Origin of the sequence: Cellvibrio sp. KY-YJ-3 (assembly GCF_008806955.1) — a bacterium.
Lineage (GTDB): Bacteria > Pseudomonadota > Gammaproteobacteria > Pseudomonadales > Cellvibrionaceae > Cellvibrio.
Genome location: NZ_CP031727.1, coordinates 3,839,716 through 3,852,663, shown reverse-complemented (window position 1 = coordinate 3,852,663; position 12,948 = coordinate 3,839,716). Strand labels below are relative to the sequence as shown.

Sequence of the window (12,948 nt, the reverse complement as noted above, 5' to 3'; positions counted from 1 at the left end):
TTTTTTTAGGTGTGGTAAAGGGACTTGAGCTTGGGAGCTATTGGATAGGCCTAAAAGTATTTTTATTCTGTTTTCTATTTATAGCGCCTATATTCATTTGGGTCTACCGTGCACCTTTAAAGTCGTTTGCCAAAAGCAATCGCCTGTAGTTTTACCAAATTCACATAACAAACGACTGTGGTAAAAATTAGGTAAGTGCGGCATCAAAATCAGTCTTTTCTCTTGCTGAGTATCCCGTCGCCAAGGTCCGCTAATGGCCGAAAGTTGCCCCATCCTTACTTGTAACTGGTTGATTGAGTCCACCTAATGAAACTATTACTTTTAGTATTACATTTAATGCTTTTTTCAGGATGTGCAGCATACGATGAGTGGAGAACGGATAAGGATGTGAAGAAAATGCGCGCAGAAGCACTAAAAAAAATTGACGTTGATGCGTGTAAAAGATCTGTCGGAAAAATTGAAGGAGTAGGTATATTTGGAATTCCCTCCTGCGTGGTGTACTACCAAGACGGAGGAAAACCTTGTAGGTCAGATAGCGACTGTGAGGGTATGTGTTTTAGCCCTGAAAATACAGCAGCCACAGCCATATGTGAGCGCAGTGAGCATGATCGTTTTGGCTGTTATAGCGCGGTTGAAAATGGAGAATTGCATTATTCTATCTGCGCAGATTGAACCTATTAGTTGAGCTGTTTCTTGATGCCTGCTAATGGCCGGTTTGCGACAATCGAAATCATGAGGGTCGAATTCGTGCCCAAAGCGGATGTTCAGATCTGTTCTCTAGATATACGGCCTATGTCGTTGAATAAGCTGTTAGGTCAATAATATATAAATTTACTTTTAAGGTATAAGCATGGAAGTTCAAGGTCATATTAAATTTACGGTTATTGAAAGGTCATCAGAAGAAGTTATATCTGAAATGCCAATACAACCAGGTATATTGAATCCTTTTGGTACTGTTAATGCTGGCGCTACGTTGTGGCTCGCTGATGTAAACGCATCTGTACTTGTTCTTGAGGGTGTTAATCCTGAGCAAGGTATGAAAGGCTTTCCTTTGGCAATAAACATTAATGCCAATTTGCTAGGGAATAATACGGCTGGAGCGTTTGTGGCAAAATCAAATTATGTCAAAAAGGGTCGTATTGTTAGTGTGGTTAAAACAACGGTTACTGACACATCTGGTAAGTTAATAGCGGAAGTTACAACAAGCCATGTTCAGTCAGCTTAACTTTTATCGCACGCCTAACAAGCCACTGTGCTGCTGAACAGTTTTCAAGGAGTGCCAAGAGTAAATAGTTTTATCGCGTATCTCTTAGCAATTACTGATAATTGGAATAACAAAAGCCATATGACTCGAGAGTGTCACGTACGGTTCTGTGAGGGGCTGACGGGTAATTTTCCTTGGTTTACTCGACTTACGGCTTTGTGGTTTTGCTGCGAAAAAGTAACCCCCAAAACCACAACTTACAAACTGCCGTTGTGCTAAACATTATGGAAATAGAATGAACCGACTATTATTTTTATTGTTTGCATTATTTTCTCATTTTTCATTTTCTTGCGATGAGCAACCGACTATACACTCGGTACATCCCGACGAACTAATTTCATGAACTAGTCAAATCGTCTTGGCTAAGGTAGTAAGCGCTTCAATTAGCGAAAACGGTAACGAAGTAAATTATAAATTTGAAACTATCAAGGTGCTTAAAGGGAGCCCTATAGAATTTTTCGAAATTCTAGGGTATCCGTTATTTGAGGAAGAAATAACGAGTTTTGATCATCACAATAGTGAAGAATTTTGGACCAACTATGGCGGTAGGGTATATGGTTGGACTGACTGTGAGATTCATCCTGGATTTTCTGTAGGTCTTAAGTATCTTGTTTTTATGGGTAAGCCATACCACGTTAAAAGTTTTGAAATAATTTACCACAATAAAGACAAATGGTTGTTGTATGTTGAAGAAAAAATAAAGCCATAACAAGCCACTGTGGTAAAAAATTAATACCTGCGCCACAAGGTGATTCTATAGCACACAACCCTGATTTACACGCGGTAACTAAGAATATGGTGCATAACTTAGGTGAGTTACCCCGCGCACTTAGGTCACCTGTATCTTTTCTATAAAACGAAAATGACGTGTATAGATTTTTCTGGAAAAGATAGTTAAAAAAAGCGCGATTAACGTCGCGCTTTTTTATTTGGATTTACTAATATTTAAATCCATTTAAATAACTTCGCACTAGGTTCAAGACGCTTTGCGCTGTGCGCTTCCTTCAGAGGTGGAATGAATGTCTTCGGCACCGGCACGTTTATAGATATCTTTCACCGAGTCTACCTGGTCAGAATTGTCTGTGTGAACAGAGATCAGTGAATTACCACCTTGAATTTTGCCATCGTACAATTTGGCTTCATACTCAGGTATGCCCATTCCGATTAAACCACCGATCACTCCACCAGTAGCACCACCAACAGCCGCGCCTCCGAGCGCCGCCATTATAGGGCCTGCAGCAATAAATGGGCCCACACCCGGAATAGCCAAGCTGCCGATACCTGCTAGCCAACCCAGTGCAGCACCTGCGCCCATTCCCGCAATGCCACCGGTAGCGGCACCTTCAGGCATTTTGGTATTTTGTTCATGGGCGAAATCCCGCGTGCCTGATTTGTCGGCAAAAAGTACGGAAATTTCTGTGTTAAGAAAACCAGCATTCTTTAAACCACCGACGATGGTTTCAGCTTGTTCGCGAGTTTGAGCAATACAATAAACTGCATTTTTCATAATAAATCTCCAAAGGTTTAGTTGGTGTCGATATCTAATCGGTTATCAATACTCACAACTCCCGCGACGTTGCGCGCGAGTACTTCTACTCGTTTTTTTTCATTTGCATTCTTTACTGGGCCTCGCAAGGTAACTACGCCTTCCTCCACCATAATTTTTACATTGTGAGCCGCAGTCGAGAGATCGTCGTCCTCTACAATTGCACTGCGCACAGCCGCTAAAACCTCAATATCTGGCTCAGCGTTCGATTGATTTTGTGGGGTTAAGGTGGCCCCACTTTTATCACGGGCGTTCAAATCCGTATTGTCAGCATTTTTTGTTGCTGTACCTTTCATCACTGATGACATCGCAGACGACATAGATGATGAATTATAAGTAACGTTATTCGCCGCCATTGCTGTTGCGCTGCTGAGCACAAGAGCAAGTCCCAATAGTTTTATTGATGTTTGCATCATTTATCTCCCGTAGTGAATGAGCGGCCGCCAATTTGCAACCTGCTGTGGGCAGTCTAAGCGTAGAAATTTTATTTGAATGTTTGGTAACACACATTGAGGCCAATTTATATTTATGGTGCGGAAGCGAACGGACTAAACGTTAATTTGGAATTATTGTTTAGTTTCGTCTGTGTAATGGCATGTACAAAATGCTCTGAGAGCTGCCGTGAAATGGCATTGTGATCAACCAAATGGTGATTTTTCGGGTGTCGCAATGGCTATTTGGGACGATGAAAGATGTTAATAGTGAAGGAGTTGCGCAACTTACTAATCTGCAAGTCTTTGCGGAAAATCGTTTTTGGTTTTAATCATTTAAAACTGGCACAGTGAGTTTCTTTCGCTGGCTGCCATTGTGTTTTTTCTATTTACTTGCGGCAAAAAGGATCTCCCGAATCCAAACCGGTGGATGCGCCACACGATGAAACGGGAAAATAAAAAAATCGCGCCAACTATTTCCACTTCCATTCCAAATTCCTCCAACAAAATTGATGAAATCAGCTCCATAGAACCTGATGCGTCGATGTTAATTCAAATACCTTATTCGCTAGATGAACTTATCACCATCGTTAACCTGCCATGGAATCTTGTACTTTGCATTCTGCTTGGGCTGTCGTTAATGCTGATCCGCATTACTCTGGGGCATGAAGGCAATATGGCGAATTGGGATCATCTAATCGGCTCATTAATAAGATGTAATTCCAGATAGTACTTAATCCTGCACTAGTCTTTAATTAACTTTGATTTGTATGACTGCCTCGCGAAGCGGCCGCCAACAGGTAGGGAATTACCGATATGTTTTGAAGGGGCGTTATATAAGGTACCGCCGAAATACCAATTTTTTAAAATCCTAAACCAATTTTAACTGTCTGATATTTATGCAATTATAAGTCGCCCCAAACTCGCACAAGAAATGATATGCGGCGGAAAGATATACGGCTGTGGTCGTCTAATAAACTGTTAGCTTTCGTCACTAAAGTAAATGTCTTTGAGTCTATATATTGGGTTAGTCTTTATTTACGAGGTTTTTTGATTTTAGTCCGTATTAACGGCATAGCATTTTTAATATTCCTTGGGTATAAACATCTTTGGTGGCATCCCATACTATTGTGGCTAGGTTGCCTAATTGCTACTGGTATTGCAGCTAGCATGTTCCGTGGTCCCACAGGTCTCACTATCCCAGCTTTACTTGGGTTTGTTATATTGCCAATAATTGGTTTTGCATTGTGGTTTTCTATTTAAGGTAAAAAGCTAACAAGTGACTGTGGTAAAAAATCAATACCTTTAATCAATAAAGTAGTAACTACCCTTGGTCGTGACATTTATAGTTTCAAAGAGTAAGGATTACTGAAAATGCTTTTGTGGTTAATTATCGGATGTGAAGTTGGGTTTTGGATATTTCTGTTTTTAGGTTTATTTTTTCGTTACATTTTAAAACTCCCAAAAACCGGAACGGCAGTTTTACTTTGTGTTCCTTTGCTTGATCTCATTCTGCTTTTGGCAACTGCAATTGATCTGCATAATGGGGCTGTGGCTGAATTTGCACATGGGCTTGCTACTGTATATCTCGGGTTTACTGTGGTTTATGGTTCTGGGGTCATTAAATGGTTGGATGAATTAGCTGCAGGGCGGTTTGCATCAACAAATAAAAGGGAAAAGATTGAGCTGTATGGTTGGAGTTATGCCCTTTATGAATGGCGCCAATGGTTTAAGGGCGTTTTAGCGGGCGGTATTGCTTCTTGTTTACTGCTTGCCGCGATTTTATATGTTGATGAGCCAGAAAAAACCGTTCAACTGGATGACTGGTTTAGCTATATTTTTTGGGTTTTAGCAATTTGGTTGGTGTGCTGGCCTTTGTGGTATAGCTTGTTTCCAAAGCGGCAGACAAAACTATAACTCTGTACCAGTGCCTCATGCTCGTGAGGATTATTTATGCAAATACTTATTAAAAGCCACACAATACTGACTCATAAGTAGCAGTCAGTATTGTGTGTTAACGGGGGAAATTATTTTTTAAGTTCGCCGGTAGGCTCTATATAAGCACGTGTGGCGAGTAGCCAGCTGAAATCTGCACCGGCGCGTTGTGCACCTTGGTGGCAGTTCATGCAGCTGTCGTATTGGTGATAGGTTTCCATTGTCACGTTCGCCAATTGGCATTGCGGGAAAGGCATGCCACCGGCTTGTACTTCGGTGCCGTCCTCACAACCAAAATCGCCATCGGTAGGGGTTTTGGGTGAAATAGAAGGCAATTGCGGCCATTGGCTGCCAATCAGTTGATAGTGCTCCCACACAGTGCCTTTGAGCATTTCGCGATACATGTTGTTCATGCCAGTGGTGGAGTAATCCTGTTCACCGGCGGCGGGTTTGGGGGTATCGGGAATTTGGCTCAAACGCACGACGTTAATTGGCTCAGGATTAAAATCGGTAGCATCAGGTACACGATTGGAACCCGGGTGAGCCGCCGGATTTGCGCGCAATACATGCGGATACTTTCTATAAAGCTCCGGATCGTAATAAGAGGGTTGCATGTCCTTGGGTGTGCTTGCGTCCTCGCCCAAATTATCCACCTGTTCAAAGGTAGCCCAAACCCACTGCGGAAAATCCGGTGTTTTTTGTGCTATGTGAAAGCCTACCAGACCAACAGTAGTCGGTTCGCAATCGCACACAATCATGCTGTTGGGTTTGTCAGTGCAAGTGTTTGGAATAGAAACCAGTGCATTTTCCAAGGTGAAAAAACGCGAGTGGAATTTTTTATCCACTTTGCGTAAATCCCGCCAAGCCGCTTTAACTTCTATTACACCTGCAACCTCTTCACCATTGCCAGCGGGCAGGGTAATGCCATCGGCTGGCCAGTTACTTTTGTTGTAATAGCCATTGCTGCGCACAAAATCGTATTCCACTTTATTCATGCGCACTTCATAGCGCGTAAATAAACCGGTTTGATCTGGCAGCGGGCCGCCAAAGGCTTGATCCAGTTCGTCTGCTACTGAGGTAAATTTAGAGCCGGTAATTAATACCGGGCGTGTGTCACCCGCTTTAATATTGCGACATACGGCGGTGCCGTTGTTTTGCTCCCAAGCGATAGGTTTGTCGCCATTTTGCGGGAATAAATCAAACGCCGATTTCCACCCCAGCCACACTGGTTGTAAATCTTTCGTGTATTTACCAAAGACTTTTGCATCCTGCGGTTTGTAGGGAATGCCGTGGGATTGCACCTTGCTTGGCCACATTAACGCAATAAAATTTTGCCAATTAAAATAATCAAAGAAGGGGCGCTTCACTACACCCGAGGCGGCAAAAGGTTGCGCTGGCACTTCATTGAGTGGTGTGCCGCTAATGGTGGGTTGCAGATTTTTATAAATATTTTCTTGCGCAACTGCGCCGCCACTGGCAATGGCCAAGACACTAACTGCCAATAATAATTTTTTCATTATTGCACCTCACAGGCGGCAGCAGCTTTGCCTTTTGCTTTAAACAGTGACCACTCTTGCAGTGCGATTTGCATTTGCAGTGAGGTGTCCAGGTTCATGGCGTCTGGATAATTGCCACCGGTATAACCCTGTGGAAATTGAATGGTTTGGAAATATTCCACATTGTCCTGACTGTATTGCTCACAGATGCCAGGGAAACCAAAAATAGGTGGGCCGTAAGCGCCAGTGGCAAAAGTATTACCTGCGGTGTTAGCAAAAGCGCCACCGTGACAGGACATGCAGGAACTGAGTTTGTTATCTACTGGGCCAGCGAGGCGACCATTACAACCAAAATGTTCAAAGGCGCTAATGGATTCATTCAACACACTCTGGCGTGGTGCAATGGATTCCGCTTTCGGTACGGCGGGGAATGTCCAAGGATCCATACCCCATTGCAAACCAACTGGCTGTAAATTGTCCCACACTGTTTTACCTGGGCCGTTGATATAGGCAAAGGTGCCATACACCCAGCGGCTGGGTGAGCGTTCATCTACTACTGCTACATCCACTTGCACCAAACGCACTTCTTGCACTTTACGTTCACAGGAAAATTTGTGGTTGGTTTCTACATGGCGATCCGCCTGCCATGTCGGGCTGCCCGTCAAATAGGGAACATCTGTTGGTGTTGCAGTGGTAAATAAAAATTTCACCACCACAGTGCCTTGCATAAACGGCATGCCTTTGGTTGAGGTAATGCCATTAATGGTTTCGATATTGGGCGTGCCTTTTTTGCTCCAACTTTGGCCGATGGTGTAGCCGCCATAGTTGTTGTACATGCCGACCGCCCAGGTTTCAAAACCGGCTTGAGTGCCCGTTTTGGCGTTGGGCAGCCCGTGTAAACCCTGACGCTCTTCGCCGTAAAAATCGCTGATTACCGCGGTGCGTTCGTTGGTTAAGCCGTGCACAAATTCGCGCCCGGTGTGTTGGTCAAATGCCATCCAGGGAATGTGAAACCATTTATCTTTGCCATCGACCTGAGTCTTTAAACCTTCTGCATTATTCAGGTCCAGGGTTTGACCTTGTTTCACATAATTTAAAATACTCATGATGTATTGGTTATATACCGAATTTTTTTCCCAGGAGGGCACCCCGGCGGCGGAAAAATCGGTTTGCATATTTAAATCAATCGCAAGCCAGGGGCATTCAGTGGCAGTACAAGGAGCAGGTTGCTGTTTGGGATAATTGTGGCTCAGGCTAAATTTAGGGCCTTGCCAGTCTTTTGGCGCGGAAATGGCAGCATCGCGATAGGCTTCGGTTTTGGCGTTTTCGGCGAGAGTGATATTGGCTGCAAAAATGCAGGCCAGTGCAAATAAAGTACGTTTCATAACACGGTCCTTATTGATAATAAAAATATTCGCTAGTCATTAAAATATTTGGATAAGAATGATCAGGACTTTTAGCGCGCGATAATTTCCAAATAGGTGTTGTACACCGCATCGGCATTGGCGCTGAGTGCAACGTCAAGCGGATGGCCGCGCTGGTTGTCTACAATGATCATGCCGGACTTATCGTCTTCCTCATTGAGTTGTTGCTCAACGCGCAGCGACAAGGTTTGTGTCGTGACTAGTGAAGGGGTAGTTAATACACAGGCGGCGAGGGGATCCCAAAAATCCAGGTATTTGCCTATACCGCCTTTAATAGTGCTGCTGGTTAATACCGCGTAGAGAAAGTTGGTAGCGGGGTTATTGATTTGTTTTATTTGTGCAACAAACGCATCGGTAATTGGCACTTGTTGGGTTGCATTTAAGGCAACCAGGGTGATGGGAATACCACTGGCAAAAATTTCTTCGGCGCCACGTACATCCACAAAAATATTCCACTCCGCTACTTTGTTGGTGTAGTAGGGCGTGGGTTGCATGGTGGCCTGAATGTTTCCCTGTGCGCCTTCAAAACCGGGCGGGGTAAATTCTGGTAATAAATTGCCGCCCATCATCACAATGCTGGTTATATTTTTCTGCAGCGCCGCGCGCAATTGCGGATCGCTTTTGGCTGATTCAAATAGCTTCCCATAATTGGAGCCGCCACCAATACACAATACCGTGGTGGGGGTAGTGCTATTAATAAAATACTCGCGCAAAAAAGTTTGTGCGCAATCAATAGTGGGTGTGGAATTAATGGATGGAAATTCGGCGTTGTAATGTTCGTTGGCCGCGGTGCGGTCACTGCCGGGAAAGGTGTTGCTGTAAATCATCGGCGCTTGTGCCCCGCGTGCAACAGGAATTTTTAGTGCCGCGGGATCATCAAGCAAGGTGAGCATATTGCTGACATTGCGCACCCCGGGAGTTAAATGCACGTCGCCAGTGCCGGTGACGGTAATGCCAGTAACTTGAATGGCGGGATGTTTGAGTAAATACAACATCGCCAGGTAATCATCAAAATCGGCGTCGGTATCAATTAATACTTGGGTGGGTGGTGTGAGGTTTGTCATAACGAATCCTTATTTTGGTTGCAAGTTTTTTTAGAAGGTTCCGCATAGTTATCAACTCCCTGTTTAGCGGTGAATCGATTACTCGTTGAATAATAAAAATCAAACAATGAGTAATCACTGATCATAATATCTGGCGTGATAATCCAGTGGGTATTACGCGATATTACGGATGTACATGCTGGCGGTTGAATTTGCCGACACTGTGCATCGTTTATGCAGCGCAGCAAAAATATTGCCGCACCGGGATGAATGTAGATGGCAAATCGCATTTGCGCGAATAAAAAAACGCAGATTAGTAATGCTAATCTGCGTTGCGGTTAGTTGTTTATTTTTTCGTGTGGCGTGTTTATTTACATCAGCGCAGCATTTAACCAAATGTGTACATAAATGCTGGTGAAGTAACCGAGCACTACTACAGGTGTCCATTTCAGGTGGCCGAGGAAGCTGTAATAGCCGCGAGCTTGCCCCATGAGTGCCACACCCGCCGCCGAACCGATTGATAGCATACTGCCGCCGACACCGGTGGTGAGGGTAATTAATAGCCATTGCCCTTGAGAGAAATCGGGTGCCATGGTTAATACGGCGTACATCACCGGGATATTGTCGATAACCGCTGAGATCAAACCCAAACTTACGTTGGATACGGTGTGGCTGAAATTGCCGTAGAGCGATTCGGACAGCAAGGTTAAATACCCCATAAAACCCAAACCGCCCACACACATAATCACGCCGTAGAAAAATAACAGTGTGTCCCACTCCAGACGCGCCAAAGGTTGAAATACATCAAACGGCAGTGGCACTTTGGTGATGGGGTTTTCATCTTTGTTGGGCATAAAGTCGGTATGCATTTGTTCGGCATTTTTTAAATCCACTATGCCTTTTTTGCGTAAATAGAAACCATAGATTTTTAAATAGGCTAAACCCAACATCATGCCCAATACCGGCGGCATGTGAATGATTACATGACCAAGAACCGCGCTGGCGATAGTGGCAAGGAATAAAAACAGGATTGGAAACGCACCCTCTTTGTAAGTGAGGGTTTCTAAAAATAGATCTTCTGCATCCTTGTGTGAGGGTTTGTTTTTAATGAAAAAACTCATAATCGCTGCGGGTACAATAAAATTTACCAGCGATGGAATGAACAAATTAAAGAAGGTAAAAAAGTCCACTTTACCGGCCTGCCAAACCATCAATGTGGTTATGTCACCAAAAGGACTAAACGCGCCACCTGCATTGGCGGCGACAATAATATTGACGCAGCACATGTTGATAAACGCTTTTTCGTTTTCAGCAATTTTTAATACTACTGCACACATCAATAACGCAGTGGTGAGGTTATCGGCAATGGGGGAGATGAAAAACGCCATTAGGCCGGTGATCCAAAAGAGCTGTCTGTAGGTGAAGCCTTTTTTAATCATCCAACCGCGCAGTGCATTAAATAGTCCGCGCTCATCCATGGCGTTAATGTAGGTCATGGCTACCAGCAGAAATAACATCAACTCTGCGAATTCCAGCAAGGTGTGTCGAAACGCGGCTTCAGCCAGGGCAGACTGTTCGTGTTGGGTGTAGATCCAACCAATAATCACCCAAATGATGCCCGCTGCTGCCAGTACCGGTTTGGATTTGCGCAGGTGGAACTTCTCTTCGAGCATCACAAATGCATAGGCTATTACAAAGAGCCCCACACAGAACCAGCCCGCAAAGGTATTGGTCAGGTTTAACCCGGCAGATTCGGCGTTGGCCGCAGCGCACCAGCCAAGTAGCAGTAGCATCATTAACAGGCGTTGTTGGATCATGGAAACTCCCCAAGTGTTGTGGTGATTGTCGTTGTATTTATTGAGCGTGCAGGTTTGGTGGAGTGTGACACAGGCGAAAAAAAAGGCAGCTTTTTACGGCTGCCTTTTGCTTTCTTTTTACGCCTTGAGCGGTTTGTACTTCATCCGCTTCGGCTGTGAATCATGCCCCTTACGTTTGACGAAATCCTCGTGGTATTCCGTGTAGTTGCCTTCAAAGAAAACAATATCGGAATCACCTTCGTAAGCGAGGATATGCGTTGCGATACGATCGAGGAACCAGCGGTCATGCGAGATCACCAATACGCAGCCGGGGAAGGCGAGGATCGCATCTTCCAGCGCGCGCAGGGTTTCGATATCCAAATCGTTTGACGGTTCGTCGAGCAGGAGTACGTTGGCGCCTTGCTTCAATGTGTTGGCCAAGTGCAAGCGGCCGCGCTCACCACCGGAGAGTTCACCCACACGTTTTTGTTGATCGCCACCCTTGAAGTTAAAACGACCCAAGTAGGAGCGCGAGCTAACTTCGTAGTTGCCGATTTTCAAAATATCCAAACCGTCGGATACCGCTTCCCATACCGATTTTTTATCGTCCAGATTTTCACGGCTCTGTTCTACGTAGGCCACTTTTACGGTGTCGCCAATAGTCACAGTACCGCTATCGGGTTTTTCAGTGCCTGCAATCATGCGGAACAGGGTAGATTTACCCGCACCGTTACCACCGACAATACCCACCACAGCACCTTTAGGGATGCTCAGTGACAAGTTGTCGATCAACAAGCGATCGCCATAACCCTTGCTCACGTTTTCCAGCACGATGACTTTGTCGCCCAAACGCTCACCCGGCGGAATGTAGATCTCGTTGGTTTCGTTACGGGCCTGGAATTCTTGCGATTGCAATTCATCAAAACGCGCCAGACGCGCCTTGCTCTTGGCTTGGCGGCCTTTGGGGTTTTGGCGTACCCATTCCAATTCGGTTTTCAGGGCTTTCTGGTGCGCAGCTTCCGCACGTTGTTCCTGCTCCAAACGGGCATCTTTCTGTTCCAGCCAGCTGGTGTAGTTGCCCTCGTAGGGAATGCCGTGGCCGCGGTCGAGTTCCAGAATCCAACCGGCGGCGTTATCGAGGAAGTAGCGGTCGTGGGTAATGGCCACTACGGTGCCAGCGAAGCTGTGAAGGAATTGTTCCAACCAGTAAACGGATTCAGCATCCAGGTGGTTGGTAGGTTCGTCGAGCAAGAGCATGTCGGGGCGCGACAGCAAGAGGCGGCAGAGCGCCACACGGCGACGTTCACCACCGGAGAGGACGGTCACGTCTGCATCCCACGGCGGCAGGCGCAAGGCATCGGCCGCAACTTCCAACGTGTGCTGCAGGTTGTGCGCATCCCACGCCTGGATGATGTCTTCGCACTTGGCTTGCTTTTTGGCGAGTTCATCAAAGTCGGCATCGGGTTCGGCGTAGGCGGCGTAGATGGCATCCAGCTCGGCCAGCGCATCTACCGCTTCGCGCACACCGTCCTGCACGTTGCCCAGCACGTCTTTGGCTGGGTCTAGCTGTGGTTCCTGCGGCAAGTAGCCGATTTTGATACCCGGCATAGGGCGGGCTTCGCCGTTAAAATCCTGATCCACACCCGCCATAATGCGCAGCAGGGTAGATTTTCCCGAGCCGTTCAGGCCGAGCACACCGATTTTGGCGCCGGGGAAAAATGACAGGGAGATGTCTTTCAAAATTTCACGCTTGGGTGGCACAACTTTGCCAAGCCGGTGCATGCTGTATACGTATTGAGCCATGGGGCTAAACCTCGGTAGAAAAAGTCATCGGCCAGGGCCAATAACGGGAGAATTTTTTCAGCGGGCGTACTATAAAGAAAGCCTCCCCCGAGTTAAAGCATTCCCCGGAAAACGCCCGATTGGATGCTGGTTGCGGGGGGAGTCGTACAGTTGCTAACACCTTGGGTTAGTGGGTGTATACAAGTACATGACTCTGTAGGGCAATTGAAC

Annotated in this window: 13 protein-coding genes; 6 read left to right on the top strand and 7 right to left on the bottom strand. The window is 45.8% G+C overall.

Translation table 11 applies throughout. The features are described 5' to 3' along the window. Positions 1-306 precede the first annotated feature (306 nt). The 3 genes from D0B88_RS16335 to D0B88_RS16325 all read left to right on the top strand — a co-directional run bounded on the left by D0B88_RS16335 (position 307) and on the right by D0B88_RS16325 (position 1,973). Positions 307-672, top strand: coding sequence for a hypothetical protein (locus D0B88_RS16335; protein WP_151058475.1), 366 nt, complete (start codon positions 307-309; stop codon positions 670-672). 178 nt (positions 673-850) lie between these two features. After that, the gene (locus tag D0B88_RS16330; RefSeq protein ID WP_151058473.1) at positions 851-1,225 is read left to right on the top strand and encodes a PaaI family thioesterase; all 375 of its coding nucleotides are present in this window, start codon (positions 851-853) and stop codon (positions 1,223-1,225) included. Between the two features lie 397 nt (positions 1,226-1,622). Next, positions 1,623-1,973, top strand: a complete 351-nt coding sequence (locus D0B88_RS16325; protein WP_151058471.1) for a hypothetical protein — start codon at positions 1,623-1,625, stop codon at positions 1,971-1,973. A gap of 267 nt (positions 1,974-2,240) precedes the next feature. Here the strand turns inward: D0B88_RS16325 and D0B88_RS16320 are convergent, their stop codons facing one another. Together D0B88_RS16320 and D0B88_RS16315 are read right to left on the bottom strand one after the other, a co-directional pair. Next, positions 2,241-2,771 (bottom strand): hypothetical protein, encoded by a 531-nt coding sequence (locus D0B88_RS16320; RefSeq protein WP_007643738.1) that lies wholly within the window; start codon positions 2,769-2,771, stop codon positions 2,241-2,243. A 17-nt stretch (positions 2,772-2,788) separates the two neighbouring features. Next, a complete protein-coding gene (locus D0B88_RS16315; protein WP_225318417.1) occupies positions 2,789-3,226 on the bottom strand; it encodes a BON domain-containing protein in 438 nt (145 codons plus the stop codon). 408 nt (positions 3,227-3,634) lie between these two features. Here D0B88_RS16315 and D0B88_RS19295 point away from each other — a divergent pair, with 408 nt between their 5' ends. From D0B88_RS19295 to D0B88_RS16305, 3 genes are all read left to right on the top strand, one after another. After that, entirely contained in the window at positions 3,635-3,700 is a 66-nt protein-coding gene (locus D0B88_RS19295) for a DUF6766 family protein (RefSeq protein WP_369728749.1), read from the top strand. Continuing rightward, on the top strand, positions 3,684-3,971 hold the full coding sequence (locus D0B88_RS16310; protein WP_151058469.1) for a hypothetical protein: 288 nt from the start codon (positions 3,684-3,686) through the stop codon (positions 3,969-3,971). Before D0B88_RS19295 ends, D0B88_RS16310 begins: the two co-directional genes overlap by 17 nt. A 644-nt stretch (positions 3,972-4,615) precedes the next feature. After that, on the top strand, positions 4,616-5,158 hold the full coding sequence (locus D0B88_RS16305) for a hypothetical protein (RefSeq protein ID WP_151058467.1): 543 nt from the start codon (positions 4,616-4,618) through the stop codon (positions 5,156-5,158). A gap of 110 nt (positions 5,159-5,268) precedes the next feature. Here D0B88_RS16305 and D0B88_RS16300 read toward each other — a convergent pair whose 3' ends face one another. The 5 genes from D0B88_RS16300 to ettA form a co-directional block, all read right to left on the bottom strand. Beyond that, on the bottom strand, positions 5,269-6,693 hold the full coding sequence (locus D0B88_RS16300; RefSeq protein ID WP_151058465.1) for a hypothetical protein: 1,425 nt from the start codon (positions 6,691-6,693) through the stop codon (positions 5,269-5,271). Continuing rightward, complete coding sequence (locus tag D0B88_RS16295; RefSeq protein WP_151058463.1) at positions 6,693-8,057, bottom strand: hypothetical protein; 1,365 nt, start codon at positions 8,055-8,057, stop codon at positions 6,693-6,695. Before D0B88_RS16295 ends, D0B88_RS16300 begins: the two co-directional genes overlap by 1 nt. Before the next feature lie 71 nt (positions 8,058-8,128). After that, a complete protein-coding gene (locus D0B88_RS16290) occupies positions 8,129-9,160 on the bottom strand; it encodes a nucleoside hydrolase (RefSeq protein ID WP_151058461.1) in 1,032 nt (343 codons plus the stop codon). A 350-nt stretch (positions 9,161-9,510) separates the two neighbouring features. Further along, complete coding sequence (gene nhaD, locus D0B88_RS16285; protein ID WP_007643716.1) at positions 9,511-10,956, bottom strand: sodium:proton antiporter NhaD; 1,446 nt, start codon at positions 10,954-10,956, stop codon at positions 9,511-9,513. Between the two features lie 117 nt (positions 10,957-11,073). Beyond that, positions 11,074-12,738, bottom strand: a complete 1,665-nt coding sequence (ettA, locus tag D0B88_RS16280; RefSeq protein ID WP_040392715.1) for an energy-dependent translational throttle protein EttA — start codon at positions 12,736-12,738, stop codon at positions 11,074-11,076. Positions 12,739-12,948 lie beyond the last annotated feature (210 nt).

Excerpts from the sequence above, each read along its gene's own strand:
- D0B88_RS16315 (WP_225318417.1), bottom strand. The coding sequence starts at position 3,226 with ATGATGCAAACATCAATAAAACTATTGGGACTTGCTCTTGTGCTCAGC.
- nhaD (WP_007643716.1), bottom strand. The coding sequence starts at position 10,956 with ATGATCCAACAACGCCTGTTAATGATGCTACTGCTACTTGGCTGGTGC.
- D0B88_RS16310 (WP_151058469.1), top strand. The coding sequence starts at position 3,684 with ATGAAACGGGAAAATAAAAAAATCGCGCCAACTATTTCCACTTCCATT.
- D0B88_RS16305 (WP_151058467.1), top strand. The coding sequence starts at position 4,616 with ATGCTTTTGTGGTTAATTATCGGATGTGAAGTTGGGTTTTGGATATTT.
- D0B88_RS16335 (WP_151058475.1), top strand. The coding sequence starts at position 307 with ATGAAACTATTACTTTTAGTATTACATTTAATGCTTTTTTCAGGATGT.
- ettA (WP_040392715.1), bottom strand. The coding sequence starts at position 12,738 with ATGGCTCAATACGTATACAGCATGCACCGGCTTGGCAAAGTTGTGCCA.
- D0B88_RS16330 (WP_151058473.1), top strand. The coding sequence starts at position 851 with ATGGAAGTTCAAGGTCATATTAAATTTACGGTTATTGAAAGGTCATCA.
- D0B88_RS16295 (WP_151058463.1), bottom strand. The coding sequence starts at position 8,057 with ATGAAACGTACTTTATTTGCACTGGCCTGCATTTTTGCAGCCAATATC.
- D0B88_RS16300 (WP_151058465.1), bottom strand. The coding sequence starts at position 6,693 with ATGAAAAAATTATTATTGGCAGTTAGTGTCTTGGCCATTGCCAGTGGC.
- D0B88_RS16290 (WP_151058461.1), bottom strand. The coding sequence starts at position 9,160 with ATGACAAACCTCACACCACCCACCCAAGTATTAATTGATACCGACGCC.
- D0B88_RS16320 (WP_007643738.1), bottom strand. The coding sequence starts at position 2,771 with ATGAAAAATGCAGTTTATTGTATTGCTCAAACTCGCGAACAAGCTGAA.